This window comes from Metabacillus sp. RB-C-LZQ-3-1 (assembly GCF_058315175.1).
Map to the genome: position 1 here is coordinate 176,481 of NZ_JBZFLI010000006.1, position 14,729 is coordinate 191,209.

General features: G+C 34.1%; 15 protein-coding genes. 9 read left to right on the forward strand and 6 right to left on the reverse strand.

Annotation, left to right across the window (positions count from 1 at the left end):
• The first annotated feature begins 220 nt into the window (after positions 1-220).
• On the forward strand, positions 221-469 hold the full coding sequence (locus AC4GZ8_RS11910) for a Spo0E family sporulation regulatory protein-aspartic acid phosphatase (RefSeq protein WP_491082064.1): 249 nt from the start codon (positions 221-223) through the stop codon (positions 467-469).
• 57 nt (positions 470-526) lie between these two features.
• Here the strand turns inward: AC4GZ8_RS11910 and AC4GZ8_RS11915 are convergent, their stop codons facing one another.
• Positions 527-1,264, reverse strand: a complete 738-nt coding sequence (locus tag AC4GZ8_RS11915; RefSeq protein WP_491082065.1) for a ZIP family metal transporter — start codon at positions 1,262-1,264, stop codon at positions 527-529.
• Between the two features lie 395 nt (positions 1,265-1,659).
• Between AC4GZ8_RS11915 and AC4GZ8_RS11920 the strand changes: the two genes are divergently transcribed.
• Positions 1,660-2,115 (forward strand): MarR family winged helix-turn-helix transcriptional regulator, encoded by a 456-nt coding sequence (locus tag AC4GZ8_RS11920; protein ID WP_491082066.1) that lies wholly within the window; start codon positions 1,660-1,662, stop codon positions 2,113-2,115.
• Between the two features lie 61 nt (positions 2,116-2,176).
• On the opposite strand, the gene motB is transcribed toward AC4GZ8_RS11920, so the two are convergent.
• Both motB and motA read right to left on the reverse strand, forming a co-directional pair.
• Positions 2,177-2,938 carry a flagellar motor protein MotB gene (motB, locus tag AC4GZ8_RS11925; RefSeq protein WP_491082067.1) on the reverse strand — a complete coding sequence of 254 codons (762 nt, stop codon included), beginning with the start codon at positions 2,936-2,938 and terminating at the stop codon, positions 2,177-2,179.
• Positions 2,931-3,731 carry a flagellar motor stator protein MotA gene (motA, locus tag AC4GZ8_RS11930; protein WP_491082068.1) on the reverse strand — a complete coding sequence of 267 codons (801 nt, stop codon included), beginning with the start codon at positions 3,729-3,731 and terminating at the stop codon, positions 2,931-2,933. Before motA ends, motB begins: the two co-directional genes overlap by 8 nt.
• Before the next feature lie 612 nt (positions 3,732-4,343).
• Between motA and AC4GZ8_RS11935 the strand changes: the two genes are divergently transcribed.
• Positions 4,344-4,484: a hypothetical protein gene (locus tag AC4GZ8_RS11935; RefSeq protein ID WP_491082069.1), complete on the forward strand. Its 141-nt coding sequence runs from the start codon at positions 4,344-4,346 to the stop codon at positions 4,482-4,484.
• Positions 4,485-4,553: 69 nt separating this feature from the next.
• Here the strand turns inward: AC4GZ8_RS11935 and AC4GZ8_RS11940 are convergent, their stop codons facing one another.
• Positions 4,554-5,573: a potassium channel family protein gene (locus AC4GZ8_RS11940; RefSeq protein ID WP_491082070.1), complete on the reverse strand. Its 1,020-nt coding sequence runs from the start codon at positions 5,571-5,573 to the stop codon at positions 4,554-4,556.
• Positions 5,574-5,700: 127 nt separating this feature from the next.
• The gene (locus AC4GZ8_RS11945; RefSeq protein WP_491082071.1) at positions 5,701-7,824 is read right to left on the reverse strand and encodes an ATP-dependent Clp protease ATP-binding subunit; all 2,124 of its coding nucleotides are present in this window, start codon (positions 7,822-7,824) and stop codon (positions 5,701-5,703) included.
• Positions 7,825-8,068: 244 nt separating this feature from the next.
• Here AC4GZ8_RS11945 and AC4GZ8_RS11950 point away from each other — a divergent pair, with 244 nt between their 5' ends.
• The 6 genes from AC4GZ8_RS11950 to AC4GZ8_RS11975 all read left to right on the forward strand — a co-directional run bounded on the left by AC4GZ8_RS11950 (position 8,069) and on the right by AC4GZ8_RS11975 (position 13,096).
• Positions 8,069-9,097, forward strand: coding sequence for a YkvI family membrane protein (locus tag AC4GZ8_RS11950; protein ID WP_491082072.1), 1,029 nt, complete (start codon positions 8,069-8,071; stop codon positions 9,095-9,097).
• Positions 9,098-9,232: 135 nt separating this feature from the next.
• Positions 9,233-9,967 (forward strand): metallophosphoesterase family protein, encoded by a 735-nt coding sequence (locus tag AC4GZ8_RS11955; RefSeq protein WP_491082073.1) that lies wholly within the window; start codon positions 9,233-9,235, stop codon positions 9,965-9,967.
• Positions 9,968-9,988: 21 nt separating this feature from the next.
• A complete protein-coding gene (locus AC4GZ8_RS11960; RefSeq protein ID WP_491082074.1) occupies positions 9,989-10,552 on the forward strand; it encodes an HAD-IA family hydrolase in 564 nt (187 codons plus the stop codon).
• A gap of 376 nt (positions 10,553-10,928) precedes the next feature.
• Positions 10,929-12,272: a hemolysin family protein gene (locus AC4GZ8_RS11965; RefSeq protein ID WP_491082075.1), complete on the forward strand. Its 1,344-nt coding sequence runs from the start codon at positions 10,929-10,931 to the stop codon at positions 12,270-12,272.
• A 117-nt stretch (positions 12,273-12,389) separates the two neighbouring features.
• Complete coding sequence (locus AC4GZ8_RS11970; RefSeq protein ID WP_491082076.1) at positions 12,390-12,890, forward strand: LiaI-LiaF-like domain-containing protein; 501 nt, start codon at positions 12,390-12,392, stop codon at positions 12,888-12,890.
• Between the two features lie 80 nt (positions 12,891-12,970).
• The gene (locus tag AC4GZ8_RS11975) at positions 12,971-13,096 is read left to right on the forward strand and encodes a DUF6254 family protein (RefSeq protein ID WP_491082077.1); all 126 of its coding nucleotides are present in this window, start codon (positions 12,971-12,973) and stop codon (positions 13,094-13,096) included.
• A 20-nt stretch (positions 13,097-13,116) separates the two neighbouring features.
• On the opposite strand, the gene AC4GZ8_RS11980 is transcribed toward AC4GZ8_RS11975, so the two are convergent.
• On the reverse strand, positions 13,117-14,457 hold the full coding sequence (locus tag AC4GZ8_RS11980; protein WP_491082078.1) for a DUF2254 domain-containing protein: 1,341 nt from the start codon (positions 14,455-14,457) through the stop codon (positions 13,117-13,119).
• Between the last annotated feature and the right edge of the window lie 272 nt (positions 14,458-14,729).

Genomic DNA, 14,729 nt, shown 5'->3' on the forward strand with positions numbered 1-14,729 from the left:
TACATAAAGTGGGAATAAAGTTCAATAAAAGCAAGCGAAATTGAGGAAGTTTGAAATATTGTCATATTTAGTCATGCAAAAGATGTCTAAATATGCGTTAGTCTTTACAGATTTGAAAAATTCTGTAATAATTTTTGTCATAGTAAAACGGATTTTGATAATGCATGCTCTTATGAAGTCCTAGATTCTCGTAGAAAATGAATGACTAGGAGGCAATATGATGGATACTGATCATATGAAATTAAGATTACTTGAATTAATAAACCATAAAAGAAAAGAAATGATTGAAACAGCAAATAGAGAAGGTTATACAAGTGAACTAGCGGTTAAATGCAGCCAAGATTTGGACGTGCTTTTAAATGAGTACCAACAAATCCTTTTAGATGAAAAGAAACCAACACGAGGACCATTTACGCAGTTTGTTCCAAAGATGAATATGTTTTCGATTCAAGGTACGTATTCTTATTAACATATAAAGTAAATAAAAAATACAGTGTACAAGCACTGTATTTTTTCATTTTGTCACTTAAAAGCTATTGATCAGAATGACCATACATAATATCCCAGTAATAAAGGAGTAGGTGGCAAACTGTTCGTTTCCATCACCGTGAGACTCAGGAATAAGTTCCTTGTAGATTATAAATAACATTGCCCCCGCCGCAAAGGCTAATCCATACGGGACAAGAAATTCTACATATCTTATTAAATAAAACCCTAGTAATGAAGCTACAATTTCTACAGCTCCAGTCGCGGTTGCAATTAAAAATGCTTTTCCCCTTTTAATACTTTGGTTGATTAAAAACAGGGCAACTAAAAAACCTTCTGGAGCATTTTGCAAGCCAATCGCAAATGCAATTAAGTTACCAGTTTCATTTTCATTTCCTGCTGACGCGTAACTTACCCCAACAGATAATCCTTCTGGTATATTATGCAACGTAATAGCTGCGATAATGAGCAATGCCTTTTCATCAAACTTTATTCCACTTCTAGTATGATTTAAATCCATATGAGGGATCGCTCTCTCCAGAGAAGTAAGGACCAATACTCCTAGGAATAATCCGATGCTTACCTCTAACAACCCACCAAATTTTAATGATTCTGGTATTAAGCCTAACATCGCAGCAGTCATCATGATACCAGCTGTAAAGGCTAATAAAATGTCTCTCCAGCGATGAGTAATGGTTTTTTGTAAAAAAAGAATAGGAATGGCTCCTAATCCTGTTGATAGGGCTGATAAAATACTACCTAATAATACATCAGACATATGAGTTTTCTCCTTTTAATAATGGATACCCTTTGTTTCCAAAACGTTACTTAGCACTATTATAGCTGAATCCTTTAATATCTAGAAACAAATTCGTTTAAAATAATCATATAAAAGGAAATCTAACGATCTTAGAACAAAGAATTCATAAAAATTTGTAACATTCATACATTGAGTAACCATGACTCTATGTAAGTATATGATGAAATGGGCTTGGTGTGATAATGGATCTTTAAATATGGAATGCCCTGAAGTATTGCTACAAATCAAGAACTTGTGTAAGATATAGTTTAAACGATGAACATTCCTAAGAGTTTGACATTCTGATTTACATAGTCTATTATTATGCTGATTCATTATTTTGAATTCAAGATAATTTTAAAGGGTTGAGAAAAATGGCAAAAACAAATAATATAGAAGATTCATTAAAGTTTTTTATCGTTCTTTCACGAGCACATAGAGCTTTTAACGATGTCGTGAATAAACATATATCGACTTTTAATTTAAATCCAACTGAATTTGCCGTACTTGAGCTTCTTTATCATAAGGGTGCTCAACCATTGCAGCAAATAGGTGGGAAAATACTCCTTGCAAGTGGAAGCATCACATATGTAGTCGATAAATTAGAGAAAAAAGGATTATTGGAAAGAAGAGCATGTCCTAATGACCGTCGTGTAACACATGCCCAAATCACTGACAAAGGGCAGCAATTAATTGAAGAAATCTTTCCGCCGCATCAAGAGAAAATAAATGAAATTGTTAGTGTTTTAACAGATGAAGAGAAAAAGCTTGTCACTGAGCTCCTTAAAAAGGTCGGTTTTCATGCCAACGATTTAATGAAGGGCGAGTAATTATAGAAAATTAGTAAAGAGGATCATCCAAAAATTAGGATGATCCTTTTCATCTATAAGTTCATTCTTTTTGCTCATGGGGTAAAACTAGAACTTCAACTCTTCGGTTTTTCTGTCTCCCTTCTTTTGTATCATTGCTTTCAACAGGTTTGTATTCACCAAATCCCTTTGCACTAAATGCTTTGGCATCAAGCTTATCATTTTCAATTAATATTTTCATGAAATTAACTGCACGCATTACACTTAAATGCCAGTTAGAATCAAAATCTGAGTTGTTGATTGGTACATTGTCTGTATGTCCGCTTACAATAATATTGCGAGGGGGATTCATAACTAGTAATCCTGATATTTCTCTTGCTAACTGGACATCTTTTGAGCGAATATCCGCACTTCCCGAATCAAAAAAAATATCATTTAAAATCGTAATCATTAATCCTTCGTCAGTTAAAGTAGTCTGTAACTTTGTTTCAAGATTATTGTTTTTAATATAAGTATTAATTTTTTCCTGTATCTTTTGTAAATTCTGCTGCTCTAATCGTTTTTGAGCTTCTTCTATATTTTCTTCAGATTGCTCTTTTCCCATATTAAGCTGCTCCATTTGTGCTTCAGGTGTTGGGCTTGGATATTCTAATACACCGGTTCCACCTGTAAAAGCAGCATTTAGCGACCTTGCTATTTGTTGAAATTTTTGTGCATCAACTGAGCTCATTGAAAATAATACAATGAAGAGGGCAAGAACAAGTGTTAATAAATCAGCGTAAGGAACAAGCCATGACTCATCCATATGTTCATCATGGTGCTTATGTTTTTTCTTCTTAGCCATCTATGCTCTCTCCCCCGGTGACAGCAGCATGTAGTTTGTTTCTTTCAGCCACTGGAAGGTATGTTGCTAACTTCTGTTCAATCGCTTTTGGAGCCTGTCCTTCTAAAACAGATAGTACACCTTCAATCATGACTTGCTTTACTTGTGCTTCTTGCTTTGATTTGCGTTTTAATTTGTTTGCAAATGGATGCCACAGAACATATCCGGTAAAAATCCCTAGCATTGTAGCAACGAATGCTGCACTAATGGCATGACCTAATTCATCTGTATTACTCATATCAGAAAGGGCCGCAATCAATCCGACAACAGCTCCAAGAACACCTAGGGTCGGGGCATAAGTCCCTGCCTGGGTAAAAATGGTTGCGGATGCCTGATGCCGCTCTTCCATTGCTTCAATTTCTTCTGTCATAACATCGCGAATAAACTCTGCATTTTGCCCATCAACAGCCATAAGTAATCCACTATGTAAAAAAGGATCTTCAACTTCTGATAATTTTGCTTCAAGTGCAAGTAAACCCTCTTTGCGGGCTACTTGAGCCCATTCTGAGAATAACGGTATTAATTCTTGTATTGTTAACGTTTTTTGATCTTTAAAGATAATTCCAAATAGTTTTGGAACTTTTTTAATTTCACTCGTTGGAAATGCGATAACCACTGCTGCGATGGTCCCTAAAACAATGATTAATAATGCAGCAGGGTTTAAAAGGACAGACGGGCTAACTCCTTTTAAGAACATTCCAACACCTACTGCAATAATTGCTAGAAACAAACCAATTAATGACGTTTTATCCATTGTAAATCACCAAATTCCTCATTATTTTCTTATGTATTATATCGGAGGAAATAGGAAAAAATTTAGGGTTTATGAAAAGAAGTTTTTAAAAGTAATATGACAAAGGGTTTGCCTTTGTCATATTGCTTTTTTAATAAACTTGTTTGGATTTTTTTGTAGTTGCTGTTTCTAACATTTCATCATTCTGGTTAATATTGTCGTATCGTTGAGTTAGTTCAATTTCAAGTTCGTATAAAAAAAATTCATACAGTTGTTTATGAGTATATTCATTAAAAAACATTTTTTCATCTCCTATGAATGATCTTGTTAATCACATCATATAGGAGATATGAAAAAATGACGTCAGCAACAGGATGGAAAAAGAGGTCATCAAAGTGTTGGAGTTTTTTCATTCTTTTGACTTAGGATAATCAACTTAAAAGATTAGAAACTCCGTAGTAATAGAAGGGGAGAAAAGTAACGACTAAATTGCTGTAGAAAAACAAACGAGAGTAATAGTTTGAATTTTTCTCGTATGCAATGGATGCTAATAAAGCGCCAAATAGACTTGTACCGCAAAATAATGCAATTCCAAAAGCTTCTCCTAATCGTACTTGAAAGAAGATGAAGCTAATGGCGGATCCATTTAAAAAAAGAAATATGAAAGAAATAAATAAAAATATTGTAGAGCTTTTTATCATGAACAACACCTCATTGCATGTATATGTACAATGCAGACATGCCATGACAACGTATGGTGGTAACTTAGGATAAATATTATAAAATAAAAAACAAGTGAGAAAATAGGATTCAAAGCCTACAGTCTTACTTGTTTTTGAATTCTTAAGAAACAATATCCATATAACTATCATCATTACAAATAATAAATAAATTAGCGTCTTCAGGGATTGGTTCCTGTAGACGATTAATAATAGATAGGTCATTACCATTTGAAACAAGAAGTGCTCCCTTTACTGAAAGAGCTGTCCTAGCATCTTCATATGTTTTCCATTCAGGTTTTTTCGAAATAGAGTATAAGTCATATCCTTCATTGCTTGTGAGCTGACGAATGACTTCACTTGATCCATTAAAGAGAATTGAACGTGCGGCGAGATGTGCTGCTGTGTCGTTAGCTGTTATGTATTCATTGACATTTACATGTGCAAATGCATTAATATGAGCAGAATTTGTGACCTCACAAAGAGTGTAAATATCTGTATTCTTCTCCTTTTCAATTCCTTTTATCATTGAAGCAATTAATAATGTGTGACCATCTGCTTGAGATGCAGTCTGTAAATCATCTGGTGAAAAGACCATGACTGATTTAGAGTGGAGAATATTGGCTTGTTCAAGGACAGAGATATTTGCTGGATTTCCTTTTACAAACTCAACTCTGTCATGCTGAATCGGCGTTTTAGGTAAATGTTCATCGACGATGACAACTCGGATATGTTCGAATGCTTTTAAGAGCTCGTCGAGTGTAATAGAGGCCTTTTTTGTCCAATTAATTAATAGAATGTGATTTTTCGTTGCAATAGTCAATTTCCCTTCCTCCTTTAATCGTTTTCGTATGCTAAAGAAGTCGATCACTTTCCCGATGAAAATACTCATGAGTCCAATGCCGACAATGTATAGAAGCATAGCAAAGATTTTTCCACCTACCGTTGTCGGTGAAACATCGCCATATCCAACAGTAGCAACGGTTGTCATTGTCCACCATAGTCCTTCAAACGGGCTGGTAAACGTTTCTGGTTCAATATAATAAATAATATAACTGCTTGAAAGAACAAGTGTTAATGTAGAGAAAATAAGTACCCAGTTGTTCATTTGTAGAGCTTTTAGGAAAAATCGAATCAAAAACAAGTTTTATCCCTCCCTGTTTAGAATAGTTGAAAAATAAACACACTATGAAAATATTAACATAAATAGAAGGCTTTTTTTAGATATGATTAAAAAAGGGATTGTCCAATTAAGACAATCCCTTCAGAATTTATTTTACAATAATGTCATCATTTTCTACATCAATATCAATTTGTTTTATTTCTTGTTGATCTAATAAGAGATCTGTGATCTTATCTTCTACTTGCTCTTGGATAACCCTACGTAGTGGGCGGGCACCGAATGCAGGATGATATCCGAGGGATGCTAACTTTTCTTTTGCTTTATCAGAAACAGTAATGGAAATCTGTTGTTCTGCTAAAGACACAGCGAGCTCATCAATCATCAGTGTTACAATTTTTAAGAGATCTTCTTTTTCTAATGAAGAAAACTCAATAATGTTATCAAATCGATTTAGAAATTCTGGCTTAAAGAATGAACCTAATGATTCTAATAGTTTGCTTTCTTCAACAGCTGTGTTTGAAGACGTTTCAAAGCCGACAGTCACACGTTTTTCACCAACACCTGCATTACTTGTCATAATAATGACAGTATCTTTGAAGCTGACTGTACGCCCTTGACTATCAGTTAATCGCCCGTCTTCTAATATTTGTAAAAACATATGCTGAACATCAGGATGAGCTTTTTCAATTTCGTCTAATAAAATGATGCTATATGGGTTTCGACGAACTTTTTCGGTTAATTGTCCCGCTTCATCGTGTCCTACATAACCAGGTGGTGAACCAATAATTTTTGATACAGCATGTTTCTCCATATATTCACTCATATCAAGGCGAATCATCGCATCTTTTGATCCGAATAATTCTTCAGCCAATGATTTAGTAAGCTCGGTTTTACCAACACCAGTAGGACCAACAAATAGGAAGGAGCCAATTGGTCTTGTTTTTGATTTTAAGCCTGCTCTGCTTCGTCTAATAGCTTTTGCAACCTTTTTAACAGCATCTTCTTGACCAATCACTTTATTTGAAAGATTTTGTTCTAAATGCTTCATTTGTGATTGTTCATGTTGCTGAAGCTTGCCAACTGGAATACCTGTTTTCGTTTCAATAATAGCTTGAATATCTTCAATAGTAACAGTTAGTTTTTCAGCAGTAGTTTCATTTTGATTTAATTGCGCTTTTAAACGGTTTTCTTCATCACGTAGTTTTGCAGCTAACTCATAGTTTTCTGCATTTGTTGCCTCTTGCTTTTCTTTTTTAAGTTGAACTAAACGTTTTTCAATTTCATCATGAGAAGATGAGCTTTGCATTAAATTCTTTTTCGAGCCTGCCTCATCAAGTAAATCAATCGCTTTATCAGGAAGATATCTGTCCTGAATGTAGCGGTGTGAGAGATTTACGCAAGCTTGGATCACTTCATCGGTATATGTGACGTGATGATAGTTTTCATACTTTTCTTGAATACCTTTAATGATCTCAATCGCTTTTTCAAGCGATGGTTCATGAACCATTACTGGTTGGAAGCGTCTTTCTAAAGCTGCGTCTTTTTCAATTTGACGATATTCCTTTAAGGTAGTTGCTCCAACTAATTGTAATTCACCTCTAGCTAAAGCTGGTTTTAAGATATTACCAGCATCCATTGATCCTTCAGCAGATCCTGCACCTACTACCTGGTGGATCTCATCGATGAATAAAATAATATTTTTACGTTTTTGCAAATCTTCAATTAACTTTTTCATTCTTTCTTCAAATTGACCTCTAATACCTGTGTTTGCTACAAGTGAAGCAACGTCTAATAAATAAACCTCTTTGTTTGCAAGCTTAGCAGGTACAGTCCCATTAACAATTTTTAGTGCAAGACCTTCCACAATTGCTGTTTTTCCGACGCCTGGCTCTCCAATTAGAACAGGATTATTTTTATTACGACGGTTTAAAATCTCAATGACTCGATCTACTTCATCCTCGCGTCCAATGACAGGGTCAATAAGACCTGCACGTGCAGCAGATGTTAAATTACGACCTAATTGATCAAGGATGCCGCCTCCACCTTGTTGGACCTGTGTTTGCGGTTGTTCCATTGCTGCCGAATGTTGCTGGAAACCTTTGAAAAATTGATCAAAAGGAAAAGATGAAAATCCCCCGGTTAATCCAGTAGGAATGGCTTGTTTATATGATTCATAACATTCATGACATAAAGTTAGTTGTTTTAGTTGTTTATTAATTTGAATATTAAGATGAATTGATGCTTGTTTTGTTTGACATTTTTCACATTTCATTTTTCAAAACTCCTTTTCAAAATAGTATTGATGGCGGAAGTCTTGACCAAATTTGACTAATGGGATAATAAAGTAAGGTCGGTTATTTGACCTTCTTTGACTATAGTATACTTTGACCTTTTTTGACTTTCAACTGTTTTGTTCATGAAAGTTTTTCCAAAATGTATTCCAAACGAAAAAGAATCATCCTGTTTTTCCCTCATATAATGATACAAGCTTGTATAACTATAGTGAGGTGTGTTGGATGAGAAAATCTTGGATCGCGCCCTTTCAAATTGCGGCTGTCTATGTAGGGACCGTTGTAGGGGCTGGTTTTGCGACAGGAAGAGAGATTGTTGAATTTTTTACAAAATATGGTGTGTTCGGACTTGCAGGTATCCTGTTAGCAGGGATTCTTTTTATGTTTGTTGGTACCAAAATGCTCATCCTATCAAAAAGGCTACAAGCTACTTCTTATCAAGATGTTATGATTTATTTATTTGGGGCTAGATTTGGCAGATTTGTAAATATATTTATGCTTATTGTATTACTAGGTTTAACATCAATCATGCTGTCTGGTGCAGGAGCTATTTTTAAGGAACAACTTGGTCTTACAGTTCGACTTGGTGTTGTTATCACGATATTATTAACAATTGCAGTTATGAGTTTCGGAGTAAAGGGGCTTTTTAGTGTGAATCTTATCGTGGTTCCTATGTTAATTCTTTTTAGTCTATTTTTAGGGGTACAAGCATTTTCTGTTGAATCATTTTCTAATATCCCTGGACAATCTTCTGCATCATTTAAATGGATCATTTCATCTTTCTCATATGCTGCCTTTAATTTAACGATGTCTGCAGCTGTTCTTGTTCCATTAGCAAAGGAAATAAATGATGAGAAAATGTTGAAAAGAGGAGGTATCCTTGGAGGGATTTTTCTCACGGCTATTTTAGTGAGTAGTCATATTGCACTTTCTACTTTACCAAATGTAGAAAACTTTGATATTCCGATGGCAGAGGTAATGAAATCAACAATGTACGCCATCTATTTTATATACATAGCCATTATTTATGGTGAAGTGTTTACATCTGTTATTGGAAATTTATATGGATTAGAAAGACAAATTTCTTCGTTCCTAAAAATCCCAAGCATCGTCATTATTTGTGGAATCTTGTGTATTGCGGCATTTATCAGTAAGATCGGCTATAGTTCATTAATTTCATCCCTATATCCAATCTTCGGCTATGTTTGCTTAGGAATGCTTGTCTTATTAATAGTAAAAAAAGTACCGGAATGATTTTTGTCTTGTGCTACACTAAAGAAAAAGTATCTCAAAAATTCTGATTTGATTTACCAATTAGTATTAGTAGTATATCACTTCAGTGTGATAAAAAGACAAGCTGCTTTAGAAGTAGTAAGGAGGCTATTTTTTATGGAACGAATTGCAATCATTTCTGATATACATGGAAATATTCCAGCGCTTAAATCTGTATTAGATGATATTGAAAAACGAGGCATCAAAAGGATATTTTGCCTGGGAGATCTTGTTGGGAAAGGACCTAATTCATATGAGGTGATAGAAAAAATCAAACAAACATGTGAGCAGGTATTGAAGGGGAATTGGGATGACTTTATCACAAAAGAAACTGAATTTGAGACATTAAAATGGCATCAAAAGCAATTAACTGATGAGCAGAATAATTATTTGGAGTCATTAGCGTTTTCACTTGATTTTTATATGAGCGGGAAATTCATCCGTTTATTCCATGCATCACCTTTTAGTTTATACACGCGAATACAACCATGGGATTCTGTTGAAAAACGGCTCAGTATGTTTGAAAACACAGATCAAACAGGCTATTCTCCGTCTAACCCAGATGTAGTTGGATATGGTGATGTTCATAATGCCTTTATTCAGCATCTAAATGGGAAAACACTTTTTAATACGGGTAGCGTAGGAAATCCGCTTGATCATACTTCTGCAGCTTATGTTATTTTGGAAGGAGAATATAAGTCAAAAGAGGAAGCCCCTTTTTCAATCCAATTTATTCGAGTACCATATGATATTCATTATGCAATACAATTAGCAAATGATGTCAATATGCCTGATATAGATCCGTATATAAAAGAATTAACAACTGCAACATATCGGGGATTAAAAAAATAGATATTGAAATGGGTGAAAAGAGTGAACATTTTATGGGATTTTGACGGAACTTTATTTGATACATATCCAGCATTTACTCTTGTTTTACATGAGCTTATAGGTGAAAGTGTGACAGAGGAAGAAATCCTTAAGCAGCTTAAAGTATCTTTTTCTCATGCAGCAAATCATTTTCATTTGTCAGAAGAAGAAATTAACACTTTTAAGAGCAAAGAAAAATCACTTTCACCAGAAATGAAAAAACCATTTCCTTTTGTCGAGGACATACTCAAAAAAGCGAATATAAATGTGATCATGACTCATAAGCCGAGGGATGAAGTACAGGTAATTTTAGATTATTATCAATGGAATGAATATTTTCAAGAAATTGTTGCAGGAGACGATGGATATCCTCGAAAACCTGATTCTGCTTCATACAGATACCTTCATGAGAAATATACTCTTGATTTAGCAATTGGTGATCGCTTATTGGACCTGTTGCCAGCAAAGGAAATTGGGATATCAACTTGCTTCTTTCAGAATCCAACACCAGGAGCGGACTTTTACTTAGACTCTTATAAGAATTTTTTTGATATTGTAAGATTTTAGCAATCATGATCATGGTTGCTATTTTTATTTCCTATTGGAGTATCTTGGTAAATTGATAAAATGGTTCATTTCTGGTCAAATTATGTTGTTTTTCTTTGTAAAAGGTATTTTTAAACGGATTATCACATATTTATTTAAGAAATCGGCTAAGTGTAACGTTTGACTGATGAGATTCTTTCGTATTATGATAATTCTAACTAAAACTGTGGGGTGATAATATGGGGCAGTGTTAAAAATAAATAGAATTATCGCATCCCTTATTGTACTCCAAGCGGACGCTGATAATAAAGAGGTTAATGACATAAATTTATTTAAGGAAGACTTAACTCTCAGGAGGTGACTCCTTTTCCGTCATTAACGGAGAAAGGAAGCTTATTTGGACATAGTGAATTTGTTGCTTGTTGCAATTTTAATCGCTCTTACGGGTTTTTTCGTTGCTTCTGAATTTGCGATCATCAGAATAAGGAGCTCTCGTATTGACCAATTAATTGCAGAAGGAAACAAAAAGGCAGGTGCTGCAAAAAAAGTCATCAATAATCTTGATGAATATTTGTCAGCCTGTCAGTTAGGGATAACTATAACAGCTTTAGGTTTAGGGTGGCTCGGAGAACCAACCATTGAACATATGCTAAAACCATTGTTTCAGCAGTATGCTCTTCCTACATCTGTAGCGACTGTGTTATCATTTTCGATCGCCTTTATTACAATTACCTTTTTACATGTAGTTGTAGGAGAATTAGCACCTAAAACAGTTGCAATTCAAAAGGCTGAAGCTGTTAGTTTATGGTTTGCCAAACCATTAATGGCTTTTTATTTTATAATGTACCCATTTATTTGGATCTTAAACGGTTCAGCACGATTTATTACAGGTCTTTTTGGATTCAAGCCTGTATCGGAGCATGAACTGGCACATAGTGAAGAAGAATTAAGAATTATTCTTTCAGAAAGCTATAAGAGTGGAGAGATTAATCAATCTGAATTCAAGTATGTAAATAAAATCTTTGAATTCGATAATCGAATTGCCAAAGAAATTATGGTACCGCGTACTGAAATCGTATCATTATCGATTGATGCACCTATTCATGAACAACTTGAAATTATTAAAGATGAAAAATACACACGATACCCAATTGTAGATGGAGACAAAGATCATATTATAGGGATCGTTAATATTAAAGAAATCTTTACTGATCTGATACATGTCGAAAATCAAAAGGCTTTTTCGATTAAAAAATATGTTCGGCCGATTATTCAAGTAATAGAGTCTATCCCAATTCATGAGCTTTTACTAAAAATGCAAAGAGAAAGAATTCATATGGCTATCTTAATTGATGAATATGGAGGGACAGCTGGACTTGTAACTGTTGAGGATATTTTAGAGGAAATTGTAGGAGAAATTCGTGATGAGTTTGACGCGGATGAAGTACCGTTAATTCAGAAATTATCCGATGCTAGATATATTATAGACGGAAAAGTTCTAGTTAGTGAAATAAATGAATTGTTAGGGTTAGATATAGATGATTCTGACGTTGATACAATTGGCGGTTGGGTCTTAACAAAACAATATGATATAAAAAAGGGAGATTTTATCGAATTTGGTTCCCATATGTTTAAAGTGCATGAAATGGAAAACCATCATATTCGTTCCCTGGAAATCACAACGGTTCCTCAAGTTGTAGCAACCACAAGTTTATTAGATAAGAAAGTCGCAACTTCATAATTAAATGAGAAAAAAGAACTTACATTTGTAGGTTCTTTTTTCTTATTTATGAAACTTTTTCCAACATTAGGTCGTACTATAGAGGGAGCTCATAACATAGTGAGGGGAGGGAGTAAATTGAAAAAAGGTAAAATATTTTATGGTGTTTGTTTAGTAGGTTTAGGCCTATTCTTTTTGTTCCAAACTTTAGGACTAATTGGAGATATGTGGAATCTTTCGTGGCCGATTATACTGTTATTTGTTTCAGTCGGATTTCATTTAGGATTCTTTTTAACTGGAGGTAAAAAACAGCAAGCAGGACTATTAGTGCCCGGTGGGATATTATTTGTTTTAAGCTTGCTTTTTATGTTTGAAGAGGTAACAAATTGGTCGTTTTCACATTTTACATGGCCATTTTATCTCTTTGCTGTTGCATTTGGTTTATTTGAATTATGGTTATTTGGTGGAAGAGAGTTTGGATTGATCATACCTATTTTTATTTTATCTGGCTTAGGATTTATCTTTCTCATTCAACATTTATTTACATTTAACATTCTTTCCTTTTGGCCGGTTATATTAATTATTATTGGATTATTTCTTATTTTTGGTAGAAACCGTCATACTTCAAAGGATGTTTAAGAATTGTATGTGCCTCTTGTGGAAAATATAAAAATGCTTCGTGACTGAAGCGAAAATTTATCACAAGGGGTGTTTTGAACATGACACAATCTAAATCTCAAAAAGATCGTCAGTGGACAGTACGAAAGCAATCACAAAACCCTCATGGTAAAGTAAAATCATTTGATCAGCTAGCAGTAGAAGCAGGGAAAAAAGAAGATCAATAAGAAAAAAGGTGGGGGATTCCTCACCTTTTTTCAGTTAGTAACACTTCTTTTACTTTTTTAGGTTTTTGACAAGCTTTAGCCACTTCTGTTAAATGTTTATTAAGATAAGCTTGGTCCTTTGATAACCATCCCACTTCTTTTATTCCTTCTGCAATATAATAGGTAAAGTCCCAGACAGCTTGTTTAATAAAGGGAGAATTTGTTTGAGCAATAAAGGATAGTGCCTTTAAAATGGAAGTCATAACCGACACATCTTCTCGACCATAATGGCGGATTTGATAAAAACATTCATATAAATAATCATCAAAACTAGGTTTTTCAAAAATTACTCTTAATTGACGATGTCGATCATAATAAAATGGTGTTGCTAAATGTTTTTTACCGAGTAAAGATAGAATTTTTGCCAGATGATTAATGCTATTTATGGCTGTGTAGGGATCATTTATAGCAGGTGAAATTGCTCTTAAGGCAATTTCCACGAGCTTTTGAAGTCCAAAATGAACATCTTGGACAGGTTCTTGATCAGATGAAATTGTAATGAAAGACAAGTAGACTTTTGCAAGATCTTTATTCTCAAGCCTCCAAATTGAAAAAAGCGGTGTATCTTCATCAACATATTTCCCTAGATCCTGTTCAACCTTTATGATTAGATTGTCCTCCGTGGCTTGTGTCATCAGTTTATCAAATTCGATATATTCAATATATCCCGCTTGCTTACTGTATAATAGATAAGGTTCTATGGTTTGAATTTCATCGAATTCCCAACTTTCCCAGGGAGGATCCTCTTTATAGGCATTTTCATCAACAAAATGCTTATGAATGGTTTGGATGGTTTTTTGTGTGATATGGAAAATCAGGTTGCTAACTTTAATCCAAGTGGTAACATGGTGAATAAAAAAGACGAACATCCCTAAACAAATAATGGAGACGATAATTGCAAATGTTGGAACAATAAAAAATGTAGGATGGTCATTATTTCGAACGAGCAGCAATAAAATGATCGTATAGATAAATCCACCAATAAAAATGCCTAAAACCCGCTGTGTATGATGATCTGTAATGAAATTTTGAAGAGTTCTTGGTGAAAATTGAGATAAATAGGTCGTCAAAACAACTAAAATGGATGAAAATGTAATAGTGGTCATTGTTAATAATGAAGTTGATAATGAGCTAAGAATAGTCTGAGCAAGATTCACATCTGATAAAAATACATTTGGAATATATACTGAAAAATCTTGTGTCATCAAATATCTGTCAACTATCATACTGATAATAGCTGAAATAAAGGCGATGACACTATAAACAGCAGGTAAGTACCAGAAGCTAGTTCGAACACGAATGATGATTTGTTTGATTGACATTTGAACTCCTCCATTGATAAATTCATTGCAAAAACAATTTATTCGTGATATATTTTCTAAGTTGAAAATTACACAGAAATCCGATTTTGACAAATTGGGAGAGGTTCTAGCTAAACCCTCTATAAAAAACTATGATATCTTTGATATAAGTTTTATTATAGATGGACAAAAAGCAGGCACCTCGAAACCAAATTTCGAAGGTGTTTTTTTAATTTATAAAAGTTCACTTAGAACTGAGACAGTAAGTTCAAAATATAAATCTAATATGTAAC

Bases quoted from the DNA above. Each gene is read 5' to 3' on its own strand.
- AC4GZ8_RS11950 (WP_491082072.1), top strand. From the start codon at position 8,069: ATGAGAAAATCTTGGATCGCGCCCTTTCAAATTGCGGCTGTCTATGTA.
- AC4GZ8_RS11945 (WP_491082071.1), bottom strand. From the start codon at position 7,824: ATGAAATGTGAAAAATGTCAAACAAAACAAGCATCAATTCATCTTAAT.
- motA (WP_491082068.1), bottom strand. From the start codon at position 3,731: ATGGATAAAACGTCATTAATTGGTTTGTTTCTAGCAATTATTGCAGTA.
- AC4GZ8_RS11955 (WP_491082073.1), top strand. From the start codon at position 9,233: ATGGAACGAATTGCAATCATTTCTGATATACATGGAAATATTCCAGCG.
- AC4GZ8_RS11935 (WP_491082069.1), top strand. From the start codon at position 4,344: ATGGCGGATCCATTTAAAAAAAGAAATATGAAAGAAATAAATAAAAAT.
- AC4GZ8_RS11920 (WP_491082066.1), top strand. From the start codon at position 1,660: ATGGCAAAAACAAATAATATAGAAGATTCATTAAAGTTTTTTATCGTT.
- AC4GZ8_RS11910 (WP_491082064.1), top strand. From the start codon at position 221: ATGGATACTGATCATATGAAATTAAGATTACTTGAATTAATAAACCAT.
- AC4GZ8_RS11980 (WP_491082078.1), bottom strand. From the start codon at position 14,457: ATGTCAATCAAACAAATCATCATTCGTGTTCGAACTAGCTTCTGGTAC.
- AC4GZ8_RS11975 (WP_491082077.1), top strand. From the start codon at position 12,971: ATGACACAATCTAAATCTCAAAAAGATCGTCAGTGGACAGTACGAAAG.
- AC4GZ8_RS11915 (WP_491082065.1), bottom strand. From the start codon at position 1,264: ATGTCTGATGTATTATTAGGTAGTATTTTATCAGCCCTATCAACAGGA.
- motB (WP_491082067.1), bottom strand. From the start codon at position 2,938: ATGGCTAAGAAGAAAAAACATAAGCACCATGATGAACATATGGATGAG.